General features: G+C 43.4%; 14 protein-coding genes. 7 read left to right on the forward strand and 7 right to left on the reverse strand.

Annotated features, from left to right (window positions below):
• Positions 1-193 precede the first annotated feature (193 nt).
• Together ACTIE0_RS09695 and ACTIE0_RS09700 are read right to left on the reverse strand one after the other, a co-directional pair.
• Positions 194-1,108 carry an alpha/beta fold hydrolase gene (locus tag ACTIE0_RS09695; protein WP_062945706.1) on the reverse strand — a complete coding sequence of 305 codons (915 nt, stop codon included), beginning with the start codon at positions 1,106-1,108 and terminating at the stop codon, positions 194-196.
• A 28-nt stretch (positions 1,109-1,136) separates the two neighbouring features.
• Complete coding sequence (locus ACTIE0_RS09700) at positions 1,137-2,705, reverse strand: hypothetical protein (RefSeq protein ID WP_035758717.1); 1,569 nt, start codon at positions 2,703-2,705, stop codon at positions 1,137-1,139.
• Positions 2,706-3,293: 588 nt separating this feature from the next.
• Here ACTIE0_RS09700 and psaA point away from each other — a divergent pair.
• Both psaA and psaB read left to right on the forward strand, forming a co-directional pair.
• Entirely contained in the window at positions 3,294-5,549 is a 2,256-nt protein-coding gene (gene psaA, locus ACTIE0_RS09705; RefSeq protein ID WP_006670108.1) for a photosystem I core protein PsaA, read from the forward strand.
• 80 nt (positions 5,550-5,629) lie between these two features.
• Entirely contained in the window at positions 5,630-7,855 is a 2,226-nt protein-coding gene (gene psaB / locus ACTIE0_RS09710) for a photosystem I core protein PsaB (protein WP_006670107.1), read from the forward strand.
• Positions 7,856-7,939: 84 nt separating this feature from the next.
• On the opposite strand, the gene ACTIE0_RS09715 is transcribed toward psaB, so the two are convergent.
• Positions 7,940-8,647, reverse strand: a complete 708-nt coding sequence (locus ACTIE0_RS09715; protein WP_006670106.1) for a riboflavin synthase — start codon at positions 8,645-8,647, stop codon at positions 7,940-7,942.
• Positions 8,648-8,958: 311 nt separating this feature from the next.
• On the opposite strand from ACTIE0_RS09715, the gene ACTIE0_RS09720 reads away from it, so the two are divergent.
• Both ACTIE0_RS09720 and ACTIE0_RS09725 read left to right on the forward strand, forming a co-directional pair.
• Positions 8,959-9,465: a bifunctional nuclease family protein gene (locus ACTIE0_RS09720; RefSeq protein ID WP_006619830.1), complete on the forward strand. Its 507-nt coding sequence runs from the start codon at positions 8,959-8,961 to the stop codon at positions 9,463-9,465.
• 8 nt (positions 9,466-9,473) lie between these two features.
• Positions 9,474-10,598, forward strand: a complete 1,125-nt coding sequence (locus ACTIE0_RS09725; protein WP_006670105.1) for an aldo/keto reductase — start codon at positions 9,474-9,476, stop codon at positions 10,596-10,598.
• Positions 10,599-10,628: 30 nt separating this feature from the next.
• On the opposite strand, the gene ACTIE0_RS09730 is transcribed toward ACTIE0_RS09725, so the two are convergent.
• Entirely contained in the window at positions 10,629-11,411 is a 783-nt protein-coding gene (locus ACTIE0_RS09730) for a helix-turn-helix domain-containing protein (protein ID WP_006670104.1), read from the reverse strand.
• A gap of 352 nt (positions 11,412-11,763) precedes the next feature.
• Here ACTIE0_RS09730 and ACTIE0_RS09735 point away from each other — a divergent pair, with 352 nt between their 5' ends.
• The 3 genes from ACTIE0_RS09735 to ACTIE0_RS09745 all read left to right on the forward strand — a co-directional run bounded on the left by ACTIE0_RS09735 (position 11,764) and on the right by ACTIE0_RS09745 (position 13,857).
• Positions 11,764-12,480, forward strand: a complete 717-nt coding sequence (locus ACTIE0_RS09735; protein ID WP_006670103.1) for a hypothetical protein — start codon at positions 11,764-11,766, stop codon at positions 12,478-12,480.
• 65 nt (positions 12,481-12,545) lie between these two features.
• Positions 12,546-12,992 carry a hypothetical protein gene (locus tag ACTIE0_RS09740; RefSeq protein WP_006670102.1) on the forward strand — a complete coding sequence of 149 codons (447 nt, stop codon included), beginning with the start codon at positions 12,546-12,548 and terminating at the stop codon, positions 12,990-12,992.
• A 22-nt stretch (positions 12,993-13,014) separates the two neighbouring features.
• Positions 13,015-13,857 carry a hypothetical protein gene (locus ACTIE0_RS09745; protein WP_006670101.1) on the forward strand — a complete coding sequence of 281 codons (843 nt, stop codon included), beginning with the start codon at positions 13,015-13,017 and terminating at the stop codon, positions 13,855-13,857.
• Positions 13,858-13,922: 65 nt separating this feature from the next.
• Here the strand turns inward: ACTIE0_RS09745 and ACTIE0_RS09750 are convergent, their stop codons facing one another.
• The 3 genes from ACTIE0_RS09750 to ACTIE0_RS09760 all read right to left on the reverse strand — a co-directional run bounded on the left by ACTIE0_RS09750 (position 13,923) and on the right by ACTIE0_RS09760 (position 17,745).
• Positions 13,923-14,120 (reverse strand): hypothetical protein, encoded by a 198-nt coding sequence (locus tag ACTIE0_RS09750; protein WP_369076468.1) that lies wholly within the window; start codon positions 14,118-14,120, stop codon positions 13,923-13,925.
• Between the two features lie 212 nt (positions 14,121-14,332).
• Positions 14,333-16,261, reverse strand: a complete 1,929-nt coding sequence (locus ACTIE0_RS09755) for a hypothetical protein (protein WP_006670100.1) — start codon at positions 16,259-16,261, stop codon at positions 14,333-14,335.
• Between the two features lie 83 nt (positions 16,262-16,344).
• Positions 16,345-17,745, reverse strand: coding sequence for an ABC transporter substrate-binding protein (locus ACTIE0_RS09760; RefSeq protein WP_006670099.1), 1,401 nt, complete (start codon positions 17,743-17,745; stop codon positions 16,345-16,347).
• Positions 17,746-17,830: the final 85 nt, after the last annotated feature.

The following is a 17,830-nucleotide window of genomic DNA, read 5'->3' on the forward strand; positions in this document are numbered from 1 at the left end:
GCGGTCTAAATAAACCCGCCCCCAACCATCGTGAATTGTGGTGATTAATGGCGGTCTAAATAAACCCGCCCCCAACCATCGTGAATTGTGGTGATTAATGGCGGTCTAAATAAACCCGCCCCCAACCATCGTGAATTGTGGTGATTAATGGCGGTCTAAATAAACCCGCCCCCAACTTATAGGGGTGGATGAATTAATTTATATTATTGACAAAATCATGGGTAACTTTGACAAAACTTTCGGTTTTTTCGTATGGTAAAACATTACGACCCGGAATTACTATAGACTTGGATTTTTTCCATCCTTTTTCGTAGAATTGCCCACGATTATCTACTGTTTCTGACTTCCCACTGCGACTAATACTAGAGGCTTTTTCGCCAAACACCACCAGGGTCGGCTGAGTCAAATTTGCCATGTCTTGGGTATAGTCTTGTCGCCAAAATCCTGCTAAAAATGAAAAGACTGCATAGCGACTTTTGGGGTCTTTTGAACCTATTGCTAACAGGTCTAACCATTCGCGATCAACATCTTTGGCTTCAGCAAATAATTGTTTAATTGAAAAAGACTGTAAAAACTGTTCCCGACAAGCATAATTCCAAAAGAGTCGCCCAGCTGGGGTATCAAAAAATAGGTTCCACAATAGACGCTGTTTAGTGGGTGATGAAGCCTCGGTCATGACTCGCCAAGCTGGGGGACCTGATAACACTATTCCCCGCACACTTTCTGGGTATGTTTTACTGAGGGCGATCGCCACTGGTAATAAAGCACCCTGTGCTACTAAAATCACTGGCTGCTTGATTACTGTTTCAATTAAACACTGTAGTTGTTCCGCCCAGTCTGTGGTTTGATAAGCTACTGCTGGTTTATCACTTTCCCCACACCCCAGCAGGTCTGGGCTATATATGGGGTTATTATATCCCTGCCATTTATCACAAAATCTATACCAAAAACGCCGAGATAATCCTACTCCAATAGGATGGATTAATAGTAGGGGAATATCTGCGGATTTTTCGGAAGATGAGGGATGAAATTCATAGGCGCATTGATACCCACGCCATTGGTAGTATTCTATGGGTTTTTGAGTCGGTTGGGAATTACTCATAATCATGATAGTAAGTGATGTTTATGGCGGCGGTTTACTTGAAGCGATCGCTTGATTCGCTCTCGGTTACAGGTGCTTCCCTGGTTTCAGTTTCTGGTTGGTCTCGCACAATTTTAGGTAAGGCGGCTGGAGTCCCCGGTTTCGTTTCTATTTTAGTTAATCCGGGAATCTCAAAGCTGCTGAAAAAGTTTTTAATTTTCTCTAAAATTGGCGTTTCCGAGTCGTTATTGGAAGATTTGGGTAGTTCCAAGTTTTGCCCAAGTTTCTGTAATTGGTTTCCGGCTACTGGTTCGGAACTTTCTGATGTGGGATTTTCTGGGGGTAAAGGTTCCCTTGGGGCTACAGGTTCAGGTTCTGAGACTTCCTCTTCCTCAACTACAGGTTCAGGTTCTGAGACTTCCTCTTCCTCAACTATAGGTTCAGGTTCTGAGACTTCCTCTTCCTCAACTACAGGTTCAGGTTCTGATATTTCCTCTTCCTGTTCCTCAACTATAGGTTCAGGTTCTGATATTTCCTCTTCCTGTTCCTCAACTATAGGTTCGGGTTCTGAGACTTCCTCTTCCTCAACTATAGGTTCGGGTTCTGAGACTTCCTGTTCCTCAACTATAGGTTCAGGTTCTGATATTTCCTCAATTTCAGGAGAGGGGGCTAAAGTTGGACTGGTATAGTTCGCATCAACTAAACTTCTAGCTTGGGATAGGGATAATTGACCGCGAATCAGTTTAGATAGAGTATCTTGGTTTTTGGGGTCGTAGGTGAGAACTCTCGCGGTGTTGTTGTAGACGTTATTAAGGGGTTCTCCGAGTTCGCCTAAAAATTCCAGTTGTACCCAGTTTTTACCGGGTTGGAATCCTTTTAAATATATGGGTTCCCAGCGATCGATAATAAAACTTTCGCCGTTGACGGTGACGCGGATACGCCAATCGATGATTTCATCTTCTGGATCTTCCTGGGCGATTAAATGTAGGGGGGCGTTGTCTAAATAGAAGTCCAGCAAAATGGGTTCAGCACCATAGGTTCCTTGGGGACGGTTATAGGTAAGTAAGGGAAGGTTGGGATCTGGGTTGTTATTGGGGGTTTTGGTGTAAATGTGAAATGTGGCGATCGCACTTGAACCATCATTTTTGAAACTTTCGCCCCAGGGATAGACCGCAAAAACTCGCAGGGTATGGGTTCCTGGTTTGAGGTCTGATAGGATAATCGGTTCCGTGGGATTGTAAATATCGCGATCGCTGTCGTTGTCGATAATTAAATGTAAGTGGGGACCATCACCTAGTTTTTCGTCTCGGAAGGTGGGGAAGTCCAAAACTTGTAGTTGGACTGTGACATTATTATCCTCTAGCAATTGGTCGGGTTGAGGACTAAGAATTTGGACTTGAGGTTGATAGCGATCGAGGGCTGGGTGTAATTTTTGAATGATATCTGGGGGTGATACTTCCGAAATACTCTGCTTAACAGTTTTCGCTGATGATGGAGTCTGGGTAATTGATGGATCGGTGGGTTCAGAGTCACCACACCCAGTCATCTGAAACGTGATTACTGCGACGAGTAAAATAGTCAGCAGTTTTTTGATGGGAGTCCACCAGAACTTGTTCACAGACACAATTAAATAAACTCCTAAAACCCAAATCGTGCAAAGAAACCGTATTGTATGCAACTATAGCCCAAAACAGATCCGATCCTTAATATATATGTCAAACACATATTGATAAAATGCTGATTATCCTTAACATTTTTATCTATGTCCAGGAGCTGCCATGATCCAGCGACTGGTCCCGCTACCAACTGTATATAAAAGTAGTTGATGGCAGCAAATTTTAAGTTTTGTAACGGTTCAATGCAGATCTTTACAGAGTTTTTCGGCTGATATGGGCTAAATCCAAGATTTTATAGGGGTTTTAGGAATTCTTAATTATTGTTACCGACTCCCCCATGTGACTCGGAAAGATGATATACAATTTACAGACAGCAGCAGCTGACGGCAGAATCAAAAACTGTTGTAGACAGCAGCTACAGTTGTCGTTATAATATGCCTTTAAATGCCCAAGGCAAAACTAAGGGTTTGTTGTTGCCCCCAACAAAGGTTAAGAACACTCTAAACTTTTGTGAAGGATGATGAAGGGGCTTAAAAATCCCGTTTCAGAATCTGCAACAATATTTTGTTATTTGTGATACGGAGAGGAGAGTCTAAATGACCATCAGTCCTCCAGAGCGGGAGGTAAAAGCCAAGGTCACGGTAGACAAAGACCCAACTCCTACCTCTTTTGAAAGGTGGGGAAAACCCGGTCATTTTCGCCGCGATCTTGCCAAAGGTCCAAGTACGACAACCTGGATTTGGAACCTGCACGCCGACGCTCACGACTTCGATAGTCATACCAGCGATTTAGAAGATATTTCGCGCAAAATCTTTAGCGCTCACTTCGGCCATCTGGCAGTAATCTTCATTTGGCTGAGTGGTGCATATTTCCACGGCGCGAAGTTTTCCAACTACGAGGCTTGGTTAACAAACCCAACAGGGATTAAACCGAGCGCACAAGTTGTATGGCCCATCTTTGGCCAAGAAATTTTGAATGCCGATGTAGGTGGTGGCTTCCAGGGCATCCAGATCACTTCTGGATTGTTCCAATTATGGCGAGCTTCCGGTATCACCAACGAGTTCCAACTCTACTGCACAGCGATCGGTGCATTGGTGATGGCGGGTCTAATGCTGTTCGCTGGTTGGTTCCACTACCATAAACGTGCTCCCAAACTGGAATGGTTCCAGAATGTGGAGTCGATGATGAACCATCACCTAGCTGGACTATTGGGCTTAGGCTGCTTGGGTTGGACTGGACACCAAATTCATGTGTCTTTGCCAATTAACAAGCTGCTAGATGCCGGGGTGGCTCCTAAAGACATCCCCTTGCCCCATGAGTTCATTCTGAACTCCAGCTTGATGGCGGAACTGTATCCCAGCTTTAAGCAAGGACTAACCCCATTCTTCACTTTAAATTGGGGAGTTTACGCAGACTTCCTAACCTTTAAGGGTGGTTTAAATCCTCAGACTGGCGGTTTGTGGCTGTCCGATACAGCTCACCACCACCTAGCTCTAGCAGTTCTATTCATCATTGCCGGTCATATGTACCGGACGAACTGGGGTATTGGCCATAGCATGAAGGAATTATTAGAAGCTCACAAAGGCCCCTTCACTGGAGAAGGTCACAAAGGGCTCTATGAAATTCTGACAACTTCTTGGCACGCTCAACTAGCTATTAACTTAGCGATGTTGGGTTCCTTGAGCATCATTGTGGCTCACCACATGTATGCCATGCCTCCCTATCCCTATATCGCAACAGACTACCCCACTCAACTGTCTCTGTTCACTCACCATATGTGGATTGGAGCATTCTGTATTGTGGGTGCTGGTGCTCACGCTGCCATCTTTATGGTGCGGGATTACGATCCGGCTAAGAATGTTAACAACTTGCTAGACCGGGTAATCCGTCATCGGGATGCCATCATCTCTCATCTAAACTGGGTTTGTATCTTCCTGGGCTTCCATAGCTTTGGGCTGTACGTCCATAACGACACCATGCGTGCCTTTGGTCGTCCCCAAGATATGTTCTCTGACACAGGAATTCAACTGCAACCTATCTTTGCTCAGTGGGTGCAAAACCTGCACACCCTAGCACCGGGCAATACAGCCCCCAATGCCCTCGCCAGCGTTAGTCCTGCCTTTGGCGGTGATGTAATTGCTGTGGGTGGCAAGGTCGCAATGATGCCGATCGCATTGGGTACGGCGGACTTCATGGTTCACCACATCCATGCGTTCACCATTCACGTGACCGTTTTAATTCTGCTCAAAGGTGTTCTGTACTCCCGCAGTTCTCGCCTAATTCCCGATAAAAGCGAGTTGGGATTCCGCTTCCCCTGCGACGGCCCTGGTCGTGGCGGCACCTGCCAAGTATCTGGTTGGGACCATGTATTCCTTGGCTTGTTCTGGATGTATAACTCCCTGTCAATTGTGATTTTCCACTTCAGTTGGAAGATGCAGTCTGACGTTTGGGGAACCGTCGCCTCTGACGGCACGATTAGTCACATTACCAATGGCAATTTTGCCCAAAGTGCTATTACCATTAATGGATGGTTGCGTGATTTCTTGTGGGCGCAAGCCTCTCAGGTAATCAACTCCTATGGGTCAGCCCTTTCAGCCTACGGCTTGATGTTCTTGGCGGCTCACTTTGTCTGGGCTTTCAGCCTGATGTTCCTGTTCAGTGGCCGTGGCTACTGGCAAGAACTAATCGAGTCTATTGTTTGGGCACACAACAAGCTCAAAGTGGCTCCAGCCATCCAACCTCGCGCTCTGAGCATCATTCAGGGTCGTGCGGTGGGAGTAGCTCACTACCTTCTGGGGGGAATTGTCACCACCTGGGCATTCTTCCTCGCCCGCATCATCTCCGTAGGATGAGGGTTCTTCGCTCGGGAATCGGGGTAACTACCTCGATTTCCCAGGGCGGACTTAATGAGAACACCATTTAGTTAGGACTTATGGCAACGAAATTCCCAAAATTTAGCCAGGATTTGGCTCAAGATCCGACCACTCGTCGGATTTGGTACGGGATTGCCACAGCCCATGATTTTGAGACTCATGATGGAATGACCGAGGAGAATCTTTACCAAAAGATTTTTGCCTCTCACTTTGGACACATCGCCATCATTTTTCTCTGGACTTCTGGCAGCCTGTTCCACGTCGCTTGGCAAGGCAATTTTGAACAGTGGATCAAAGATCCCTTAAATGTACGTCCCATCGCTCACGCCATTTGGGACCCCCAATTTGGGCAACCCGCTGTTGACGCATTTACCCAAGCTGGCGCTTCTAACCCGGTTGATATCGCATACTCTGGTGTTTACCACTGGTGGTACACCATCGGGATGCGGACCAATGGAGACCTCTACCAAGGTTCTATCTTCCTGCTTTTACTGGCTGCAGTGTTCCTGTTTGCTGGTTGGTTGCACCTGCAACCCAAGTACCGCCCCAGTCTGTCCTGGTTCAAAAACGCTGAATCTCGTTTGAACCACCACTTGGCAGGTCTGTTCGGTGTTAGTTCCTTGGCTTGGACTGGTCACTTGGTTCACGTCGCTATCCCCGAATCTCGCGGACAGCACGTGGGTTGGGATAACTTCTTGAGCACTCTGCCTCACCCGGCGGGTTTGGCTCCCTTCTTTACTGGTAACTGGGGAGTTTACGCTCAGAATCCTGACACCGTTCGTCATGTGTTCGGTACTTCTGAAGGTGCAGGGACTGCAATTCTGACTTTCTTAGGTGGATTTCATCCCCAAACCGAGTCCCTGTGGCTGACCGATATGGCTCACCACCATCTGGCGATCGCAGTGATTTTCATCATTGCGGGTCATATGTACCGGACTAACTTCGGAATCGGTCACAGCATCAAAGAAATGTGCGATGCCAAAGACTTCTTTGGTCGTCGTCTCGAAGGTCCTTTTAATATGCCTCACCAAGGCATTTATGAGACCTATAACAACTCTCTCCACTTCCAGTTAGGATGGCACTTGGCTTGTCTGGGTGTAATCACCTCCCTGGTTGCCCAGCATATGTACTCCATTCCTCCTTATGCTTTCATTGCTAAGGACTACACCACGATGGCTGCTCTTTACACGCACCATCAGTACATTGCTGGCTTCTTAATGGTCGGTGCTTTTGCTCACGGCGCTATCTTCCTGGTTCGTGACTATGATCCTGAGCAAAACAAAGGTAACGTTTTAGCTCGCGTTTTGGATCACAAAGAGGCAATCATCTCTCACCTGAGCTGGGTGTCTCTGTTCCTCGGATTCCACACCTTAGGCATTTATGTCCATAACGATGTTGTGGTCGCCTTCGGTACTCCTGAAAAGCAAATCCTGATTGAGCCTGTGTTCGCTCAGTTCATTCAGGCTGCTCATGGTAAAGCGGTTTATGCAATGGATGTGCTGCTTTCCAATCCTGAAAGCATTGCCACCACTGCTTGGCCTAACTACGGTAACGTTTGGTTGCCTGGCTGGCTGGATGCCATCAACTCCGGCACTAACTCTCTGTTCCTAACCATCGGCCCTGGCGATTTCTTGGTTCACCATGCGATCGCTCTCGGTCTGCACACCACCACCCTGATTCTGGTCAAAGGTGCGTTGGATGCTCGTGGTTCCAAGCTGATGCCCGACAAAAAAGACTTCGGCTATGCCTTCCCTTGTGATGGCCCCGGCCGTGGCGGTACTTGCGACATCTCCGCTTGGGATTCCTTCTACCTAGCTATGTTCTGGATGCTCAACACCCTGGGCTGGTTAACCTTCTACTGGCACTGGAAGCACCTGGGTATCTGGCAAGGTAACGTTGCTCAGTTCAACGAATCTTCTACCTACTTGATGGGATGGTTCCGCGATTATCTGTGGTTGAACTCTTCCCAGTTAATCAATGGTTACAACCCCTTCGGAACTAACAACCTCTCTGTTTGGGCCTGGATGTTCCTGTTCGGACACTTGGTTTGGGCAACTGGTTTCATGTTCCTGATTTCCTGGCGTGGTTACTGGCAAGAACTCATCGAGACCATTGTTTGGGCTCATGAGCGCACTCCTTTGGCGAACCTGGTTCGCTGGAAAGATAAGCCAGTGGCTCTGTCCATCGTTCAAGCTCGCGTTGTTGGTTTAGCTCACTTCACGGTTGGCTATATCCTCACCTATGCAGCCTTCCTAATTGCCTCAACTGCTGGTAAGTTCGGTTAAACTGAACCCTAATGTTAGGTAATTAGTTGCAAGTCCTCCACCATTGGTGGGGGGCTTTTTTTTGACTAATAATTAATTGATGGACTAATTAAAACCATGTTCGCTGAGAAATTCTGGGGTAATTTCTGGGGTGGCTGTGAGAGATTGCTGATGATAAATATTCAGGGAATCGGTGGAATTTATACTGAGAAGTTTGGCGACATATTTACCCAAAATATCGGCTTCCAAGTTGACTAAACTACCAGTTTCCAAGGTGCAAAGATTAGTATTTTGGTAGGTGTGAGGGATAACAGCGACTGCAAACCAACGACTATGACGATCGCATTCGGAAATAGTCAGACTCACCCCATTAACAGCAATACTACCCTTAGCAACCAAATAGGGAGCAATCTGTTGATTCCACAGACCAGCATCACTGGGGGGAACAAAACGCATTTCCCAGGAATTCCCCACAGACACCGCCGCCTCGAGAGTGGCGATCGCATCAACATGACCCGTAACAAAATGTCCTCCCAACTTACTTCCCGCACGCAGGGAAGCCTCCAAATTCACATAACCATTTAAATTACTACCCAAAGTAGTCCGACCCAAAGTTTCCGGGGAAGCCTCCGCCACCAAGCCACGGGGCATAATTTCCACCACTGTTAGACAAACCCCATTAACCGCGACACTATCACCGATCGCCAAATCCCCCAAAATCAGATCAATTGCACCCACCTGACAATCGATCTGAAAACGCGATCGCCCCAAACTCTCAATCGTCCCCAAGGCCTGAATTAATCCGGTAAACATAACTTTTTTCCCGTATCAAGTGAACGTTAAACAAACAAAACCAATCACCGAGGTGGTAATTCCCATGACCACCAAAACCCCTAGCGATTACCTTCCCGGTAAGCTAGAATCCCCATTACACCTAGATTTTTAGGCTAACACCAGTTAATTATGCGGCATTGTTTGACCATATTCACATCCGGGCTGTCCACAATTTCGGAGCAATTGTCGTCAATTCGGGTAAAAATCAAGGCATACTGGAATTGCTGGATTCTTACTGGCGGGTCTAACCACTTGTTGTTTGTCTATCGTATTTTATCGAGGCTGAACCGATGATTGAAATGAAAGTCGCCGGAATTGCACTAGACGCTACCACACGCAGCCCTATTGTTTTACTCAGAGATGCGTCTGAGCGACGAGCCTTACCTATTTTTATCGGTCAGGATCAGGCTAAATCGATAATCGGCGCTTTGGAAAACCATCAACCCCCCCGACCCCTAACCCATGATTTATTTGTCAATCTCATGGAAACCTGGGATATGGTTTTAGAGCGGATTGTGATTCACTCCCTCCAAGACAATACATTTTATGCTGTCTTGATTGTACGTCAAGGGGAGAATCGTAAAGAAATTGATGCGCGTCCTTCTGATGCTATTTCCATTGCACTGCGTACCGATAGCCCCATCTGGGTCATGGAAGAAGTCATCGCTGATGCTTCTATCCCTGTTGATCGTGATGCTGACGAAGCCGAAAGACGCGCCTTTCGCGATTTTGTCGCTAACCTGAGTCCAGAAGAGTTGATTAGACGAGCCGATTTTCGCAAAGACGAAGCTCAATAACTAAAATCATGCGTTATCGACGCTTTGGTAAAACCAATTTATCCCTATCAGTATTTTCCCTGGGGACGATGCGCTATTTAGCATCCCCGGAAAATGCCCACCAAACCATAGAAAGGGCAGTTTCTATGGGAATTAACCATATAGAGACTGCCAAAGGTTATGGCAAAAGTGAGGAGTATCTGGGAGCGAGTTGGCTGGGTGGTCTACCTGTGGAGCGATCGCAGCTTTATATTACTACCAAGATCCCACCCATGTCTGATCCTGATGCTTTAGAAAAGGCGATCGATGATTCCCTAACTAGGCTGAATCTTGACTATCTCGATGGTTTGGCGATTCATGGTATTAATACCCCCGAACATCTCACGGAGGCGATCGCTGGTATTGTGGGTATTGACAGAGCCATTGCAGATGGACGGGTCAGACATCTGGGGTTCTCGACCCATGCTCCGGTTGAGGTGATTCTGGAAGCCATTAATAGCGATCGCTTTGAGTTTGTCAATCTCCATTATTACTATTTTTTCCAGCGCCATGCTCCCGCCATCACCCTAGCATCTCAAAAGGATATGGGGATTTTCATTATTTCCCCAGCCGATAAAGGGGGAAGACTCTACACCCCCCCAGCTAAGTTAACTCAGCTATGCGATCCATTTTCACCCCTGCACTTGAATTATCGATTCCTATTGAGCGATCGCCGCATTACTACCCTCAGTTTAGGAGCCGCTAACCCGCAAGAATTGGATTTACCGCTGCAAGTAGCCGATTCTGTAGAATCCCTCACGGAGTCGGAACAAAGCACCTTCATGGCTCTGGAAACCGCCTTAGAGGAAACATTAGCAACCGATACCTGTAAACAGTGTTATGAATGTTTACCATGTCCTGAACTGATTAATATCCCGGAAGTCCTGAGATTGCGAAATTTGGCGATCGCCTACAATATGACGGAATTTGGTAAGTATCGCTATGGTATGTTTGAGAATGCCGGACATTGGTTTCCTGGACGTAGAGGCGATCGATGTACCGACTGCGGCGACTGTTTACCCCGCTGTCCTGAAAATTTAGATATTCCCCGTCTGTTGCGAGACACTCACCAACGACTGGGAGGATCTAAAGGGCGACGTTTGTGGGAATCTTAGGGTTTTTAGGATATGTTTTATTAATCGATTTTAGGCTTGCATCAAAAGCTCTAAAAACTCTATGACAACGAGATCAGGCTTTTCGGTACATTCAGTGATATCATAATGCTGGACAATGCAAATACCCTGCGACTGTAGAAGAAAATCCATATTGGTTTCGCGATCGCGATCGTCTACATCTACCGCTAAAATACCCAGTTTTGTTTTGTAACAGACCAGGAAATGAGGAGATGGGTTTTGCTTTCCATCTGGGGTAGTCAACCGGGCTTTAGCATTTGGGAAAAACAAAACATCGGCGCGATCTAGTGCTTCGGCAATATTCACTTCTGCTTGAGAGCGAAACTGCCAGCCATTCCAAGAATAGGTTAAAGATTGATAGTTGAACTCCTTTTCCGATTCAGCATTTGTCTGTTTTTCTGATTCTTCATAGCTTTGAGCCTTATACAAATCTGCTTGACAAAAGTTGGATTCATATAAGTTTCCCACAACTCTTGTGCTATCAAGATTGGTTCCAATAACATTAACCCCAGTCACCTTATTACGGTGTACGATAATTTGATGCCGCCGTAAATATCGCTTCAGAACAGATTTTAAATTACCTTTTTTTACCTTTTCTCCAAAGGCATTAGTCAGCATTTGCCAGAGTTTCGCGCCTGCATCCTTGAGGTAATCCTCTGCATAGCCAGTGCTTTTAGCCATTTCACGGTAAGATAAACCTTCCCAAGCCTGACGAAATACGACCTCTTGAACATCGTTGAGGCGTTCATAATCGAGTACGGCTTCCACAATTACCAGTGCTTCGTCAACTATCATCACTCAAAGTCCCTCAAAAGGTAAGCACTTGTGAGCAAAAAGCTACACATTGATAAAATGCAACTTAGGCAACCACATATAGCTACTTGCCAAAAGTTAACTACTGTTTTTCTATGATACTCGAAAAACGTCAACTTAACCAGCAAAGCTGGTAGCATAGATTCCAGTTCAGCTATATGACCAGTCTTATTGTCTATATCCAAACATTAGCGTTCAGCATAATCATCAATATATTACTTTATTGTTACTTTGTTATTACTTTACATTACTTTTTGTTTACGCTAAAGATGTATAATCAGCAAAGATGTTTTAGAACCATGTTTAATTATTATTAATAAATTAATCAAAAATAATGTCAAATAATACTCAAAACAAAGACAAATTATTCAGCAAAAAAACAAGTTTTTATAGTATTTTTGAAAAATACTTGGAAAATTCATCCGTTGTTAAACATCCTATGTATCAAGAAAAAATCAAAACTTTATCGCCATATATTTGTAAGATGGATCAGCTATATCAAGGAAAGCATGATCTAGATGATTCAGAATTTAGTCAAACACTAAAAACCCTAATTTCTAACTTTTTGGAATTAACCAAACAATATTTTTCGGGAATAGATAACCAAAAAATTACACAGGGACTTGAAACTTTATCAAAAACTTTTGAATTGCCAGGTACAAAAATCAATCAACCTGTGACAGAATTACGACATGAATTTCTACAATGTTGGGATAACTTTATCCAAGAAATACTAATAACTTTAGAAGATAAAAATAATCAACAAAAATTGAAAAACAGCCAAAATAATTCGACTAGTAAAATTTTTGCTTTCATGGTAATACTAAGTTTATTGCTCGGACTTCCTTTGGCTTTTATTATAGTAGAATTACAAACTTCATCTAATGAATTGCCCCACAGAGAAAATCAATCATTTCCCGAAGACAGTAGCTTGGAAAATGATGCACAAACAGAACATTTTTTGCCAGAAAAACGTGATAAAAGTTATGATGCTTCACCTGATTCTAAATTCCAGGACTTCAAGGAAATTGATCGACTTCCTTCACCTTGATATCAATTTTGCTTAGTCAACATCTATAAAATTAACAATCTTTCCTCATAATTAAACGGAACCAAATGAATATAAAAACTATCTTGATTTGTGCTTTATTTTTTCCAATGGTCTGGGATGTAATTACCACTGCACTTGGTATAGTTGGTGTTTTAGGAACCAATATTATAGCATGGGGAATTGCTGTTGTTGTGGCTATTACTATTGCATCTGTCAATCTTTGTACTAAAGGTATTTTGAAGTTGGCTCGTTCTGGAACGAATGATTTGACATTGTTTTTGCCGGTAATATTAGTATTATGTATTTTATTTGATTTTACCACTTCACTAAATGGTAATGCTCGTTATCTTATATTGAGTAATGTAGCGGCTGGTAAAGATATGGGCATCATGGAAGTCCTACAAAAAGCTGAGACTGGAGAGCAGTTTTTTTACATTATATTAGTCACAATAATTACCACAGCGAGTCCTGCAATTGTTGGATGGTTAACAGATATAGATTGGTTGGATTAAACATTTAGATTTAACATTAATCATGTTTTGGCTGATATTAGTCACATCTTTTTCAATAGCCACTATCTTAAGCTTTTCCGTAATATTTATGGGAATGATATCAATATTAGGATATAATAATTTTTGGAATTACTTGATATCAGCCATCGTATCAGGAACCATAATCTGTTTTTTTCTGGAAAGTAGAAAACTTTACCAATACTTGGGATTGGGTAATTTTTGGAAAAAGTTAGCATATTGGATTGCGGGTTTATTGTTAACAATTGTTAATATTTTTATTGCTTTAAGTGGTATCACTTATTTTTTTAATATAAAAAATGATAAATTTGATTTTTACCAGATATTAACCCATTGGCGTGAATATAGTTTTGATAAAATAATCATTATATTTTTCATCATCATTTTAGCTGTAATCAGTCCTATTGTTGTCAGTAAATGTATCACCATAAAACCATTATTTCCTACTTATCAATTTTTATTTTTAATGTCTTTATTTTCCTCTGTTTTAGTATATCAAAATATACCCAGCTATTCGTCTATGGAGAATATCCCAAATATGGAATCAACAAATTACCAATTTCCCCTCAATAGCTGCGGAGATTTCACGGCTGGAGGCGCTAATGTATGGTATCCAATTTGGGTTGAATATAGCTACATAAATTTACAAAATATTCGCAGAAAATTTTGTTGTGATGCTTGGCACGACCCGGAAGTAAATAAAATTCAGGTCGCTTCTTTTTATCAGGTATCTAAAGCTAAATCTTTCGTCATTTTTTTGCAAAAAAATGGTTTTCACAATGCTGAAATTGGTCATGGCAGATGGATCTATACTTATCCTTCATTAAAAATAAATTATTGTGAATAAATATCAGCAAGCGATCGCATTTTTTTGTATAGTATAGGCAAGAATTTCATGTTCATCACCAAAATTTAATTGGAGATATTTTTACAATTATCGGTTAAATCTGATGGACGGAGACAGTCACAGTCGCGATTTAATAATTCATCGATATTTTCCGCCTTGCAAAGTTTAACGGTTCCGTCAGCAGAAGCTGAAACTATCCGATTACCATCAGGGTTAAAATTAACGCTACTAACTAAAGCATAATAGCTATTAAGTATATTGATTTACCCAATATCTCATAGCATCTTATGGAGAAAATAAATAGACTGTAATGTGGGATATTGAGGTTTTGATGGTACTTTTTTTTAAAAAAAATATCCAATTTTAGCGAAAAGCCATAGCACCTCCAATTCTTTATTAAAGTCAAATTGACGCATTGCTAAACGATAATAATTATCGATTTTGGTGGCAGCGGTAATATTGCAAACATCCGATTTTAGTCAAATTCATCTGGGAAGTGTGCGGGTTTTAGCGCCGGAGTGTCGGGGTCCGGTGGTGCGGATTCAACGTTATTGATTTTGGCTTGGTCTAAAAAGTCAATTAAAATATATTCTACTTCTTGGATAGTCTCATTATTTTTGAGTTCGGAACGTAACACATCTAAAAAACGGTTAACTAATCGCTGTTGCAATTCTTGCGCGATGGGATCTGGTTGTTTATTTTGTGAGGCATAATAGGATTTTAGTGGCTGCTGGGAGATAAGGGCGGCGATGCGTTTGACCAGATTATCACTCACCTGTTCAGGAAGTTTCCGAATCACCGGAATTTTCTGTAAACGGCGATAAATTCCTGATTGTTTAACAGACTGACTGACCTGATAATGAAGATAGGCTTCTAAGTCCTGTTGAATTTCTGGTAAAACATGACAAGCAGTAACTTTTAATAATTGTTGGCTAATTACTTTGACTTGACTCGGACTCTCTGGCTTGGTGATACTCATCGATTTTTGTTGAGATTTAAAAATCATTTTTCGCAGTTTTCCGCTGCTGACAGTTGCTTTGAGTTGGCTAATGCTTTGGTTAACTACTACCTGGATTAATTCATTCCCAAAACTAGCAATAACTTTGAGTTTAATTTGAGCCCTCAGTGTAGCCATATTAGGTAATTTGGCTCTTTCTAAGTGAATGATAACTGGAATTATCCGAATTAGGCGAATAACCCCAATCAGTAAAAATAGGTCATACCAGATCATCCTAATACATGGCCATAACCCTAGTTGGGGATGGCGACGACGAATAAAGGAGAGTTCCACGAGAAAAATCAGCCAAAAAACGATTACCCAAGGGAAATCAACTAGCCAAAAACGGTCGATAAATTCGCCATTTATTCCCAGGTGGCGGAAATACATCTGACGCATTAAACTAGCTATTTGACTGTCAAAAAAATCTAGTTCTGTTTCCCATCCTTTTTGGCTGAAGTTATCAAGACTCCAGAAGGTGCTAAAGGCTTCTCTTGAGGACTGATCTACCCAAATAACTTCGGGTGCGAGGATACTTAATACCCTCATTGAATACAAAAATTTTAAGGTGGGTGTTAAGTGATTAGTCGTGGATGGATCGCCACTGTGGATATGTTCGACCATCCTATATTTGATATGAGTGATTAACCCTAAAGTGTTGTCAATTTGGGGGATATAACTGCGGTCTATCATCTCAGTGCTGAGTTGCTGAAGCTGCTGTAATAAGGGTTCAACTTGAGGGGATTCTAAACCCTCATATTCTAAGATGGCTTTCAGGTCTGCTACAATCATCAGATAGCTTTGGGAGGGTCGATAGGCTTCGACTCCCTTAATTATATCATAGCTTAATTGGGGTTCATATAGTGTAAATAGATGTCGTAAATTGATATTAAAAAATCTCAGGGAATTTTCCCAACCATTATCAGTGAAATATGCTCGACTCCAAAAGGTATTGATGGCTGTTTCTAGGTCATCGGTGTTGAGATGTTCCCGGAGTCGGTTATTAATAACTGCTAAAGTTCCGTGGGAGTCTTGAACCCGAAATGGTGGTTGTTTTATGAGAATTTCGATGCTAGATTGTCTAATTTCGGATAAGATAGGGTCAACTTGGGGAGAGTTTAAGCCTTCCTGTTCTAGGATGATCTGGAGATTATCTACGAGTTGTAAATATTGCCTTTGGGGAGTGTTAGATATTTGTTGGCGATAATCATCGATGCGTATATATAAATGGCGGTTTTTGAGGTAGATAAAGTCAAAAACTACTAAGCTGAGGTTGGCGAGAATTAAGATAGCGATCGCCCTATCAATGAATAGCCGAAAATGCGATCGCCAAACCTTTCTGTCGAGATCAGATTTTGGTCGGAACCCAGATAATGATAGAAAAGAAATCAGTTGGCGACCAAACAACCCCCATCTCCTTGTTTGTTATTGATGACTATGCCCAAACTATGCTATCAGTAAATTATACCGAAAAACGCACGGGGTTAACATCAAGGAAGTGGCACAAAATCATAACCCAATCCCGATCGCCTTCCGGGTTCAACCTTAACCAATTCTGCGGCTTGGTTGCGATCGCCAGAAGGTAAAAAACGGATATTTCCGCCACCCCCCTTAGGGGAAAAACCGGGTTCTGATAGTGTCCTTTGGACTCCCTGGCGGCTAGAATCTCCAGAAATACCAGCAATCAAGGCTTTAGTGGCATCATAAGCCATAGTAGTCCGCCAGTTAATATCACCACCCCATAACTGAGTCGCCGCGTCTGGAAACGCGGAATTAGTGTGGCTAAGAATATGCCAGGGAATAGCGACCACCATGCCTTCACTATCGCCTCCGACCTGTAAAACTTCAGGTCTGTAGAGACTATCTCCCCCCAACACAGGTAAGTTTCTAGCATTAACACGCACCACCTGTAAAGCCTGACTAACAGTTTCGGTATTAGCCAATAATACGATCGCCTCTGCACCCTGTCGCGTAGCTGATTCTACGGCATCAAAGCTATTAAAATTCCCCTCAGCCAGATTAATCTCTGCGACGACTGCGCCGCCATCTCCATATAAAGCGGTAGTAAACTCATCTTTGAGGGAACGACTATAACTACTATCCTGGTTATAAAAAATAGCCGCCTGGTTCAGATTCAGGGTATCTACCATATATTTAGTCAGGGTATTAGCGGTAAAGCGATCGCTGGGAACAGTCCGAAAAATGAAATTCCCCGCCCTAGATAACTGCATCGAGGTACTGGTGGGAGAAATCGCCACCAATTGACCCCTTTCATAAATGGGGGATGCAGCCAAAGTCACATCACTAGCAAAATGCCCCACGACTCCCAAAACCTGGTCATCTGCGACTAGAGACTGAGCCACTTGTTCAGCGACACTAGGGTTATTAGCATCATCAGCAATCAGCACCCGCAGGGGAACGCCGTTAATACCCCCGGCTTGGTTAACTTCATTTTGAGCCTGGGCTACTCCCCGCAGGATTTCCTGGGCTGCATTTTCTGCGGTAGTGATAGGAACAGAAACGGCTATTGTATGGGACTGTCCAGCACCAATGCGGGCATTATTGAGATAAATTAGGGCTTCTGGATCATTGCGATTTTGCTGTAGGGAGGCTTCCAACTGGGAAACAGCCCTAGAATAATCTCCGGCAGCGATCGCCTCAATTCCCTCTTGTTTAGCGGGGGAAGTTGTGCTGGCAACCAATAACTGTTGCCCACCACTAATCGCCCTAGGTCGGGAGTCATTCCTAGCTGTTGGGGAAGTGGGAGATGTTGTCATACCTGCCTCTGTTTGTGATTGCCACTGGGTAAAGGCAAAATACCCCACGGCTAATAATCCTCCGGTAAGCAGCAAGGCTACAATCAGAATGGCTGTTTCGTTCTTTTGAGACATGATCAAATCTGCTCTATAAAACTTAAACAAAACCGGACATAGCCGGATCTTGATGTTTATTTCTGGCTTCGTCCGGGACTGTCGG

This window comes from Limnospira sp. (assembly GCF_051859755.1).
Classification (GTDB): Bacteria; Cyanobacteriota; Cyanobacteriia; order Cyanobacteriales; family Microcoleaceae; genus Limnospira; species Limnospira fusiformis.

Coding starts and splice junctions, on each gene's coding strand:
- ACTIE0_RS09735 (WP_006670103.1), top strand. CDS start 11,764: ATGTCAAATAATACTCAAAACAAAGACAAATTATTCAGCAAAAAAACA.
- ACTIE0_RS09760 (WP_006670099.1), bottom strand. CDS start 17,745: ATGTCTCAAAAGAACGAAACAGCCATTCTGATTGTAGCCTTGCTGCTT.
- psaB (WP_006670107.1), top strand. CDS start 5,630: ATGGCAACGAAATTCCCAAAATTTAGCCAGGATTTGGCTCAAGATCCG.
- psaA (WP_006670108.1), top strand. CDS start 3,294: ATGACCATCAGTCCTCCAGAGCGGGAGGTAAAAGCCAAGGTCACGGTA.
- ACTIE0_RS09745 (WP_006670101.1), top strand. CDS start 13,015: ATGTTTTGGCTGATATTAGTCACATCTTTTTCAATAGCCACTATCTTA.
- ACTIE0_RS09715 (WP_006670106.1), bottom strand. CDS start 8,647: ATGTTTACCGGATTAATTCAGGCCTTGGGGACGATTGAGAGTTTGGGG.
- ACTIE0_RS09730 (WP_006670104.1), bottom strand. CDS start 11,411: ATGATAGTTGACGAAGCACTGGTAATTGTGGAAGCCGTACTCGATTAT.
- ACTIE0_RS09695 (WP_062945706.1), bottom strand. CDS start 1,108: ATGATTATGAGTAATTCCCAACCGACTCAAAAACCCATAGAATACTAC.
- ACTIE0_RS09740 (WP_006670102.1), top strand. CDS start 12,546: ATGAATATAAAAACTATCTTGATTTGTGCTTTATTTTTTCCAATGGTC.
- ACTIE0_RS09725 (WP_006670105.1), top strand. CDS start 9,474: ATGCGTTATCGACGCTTTGGTAAAACCAATTTATCCCTATCAGTATTT.
- ACTIE0_RS09720 (WP_006619830.1), top strand. CDS start 8,959: ATGATTGAAATGAAAGTCGCCGGAATTGCACTAGACGCTACCACACGC.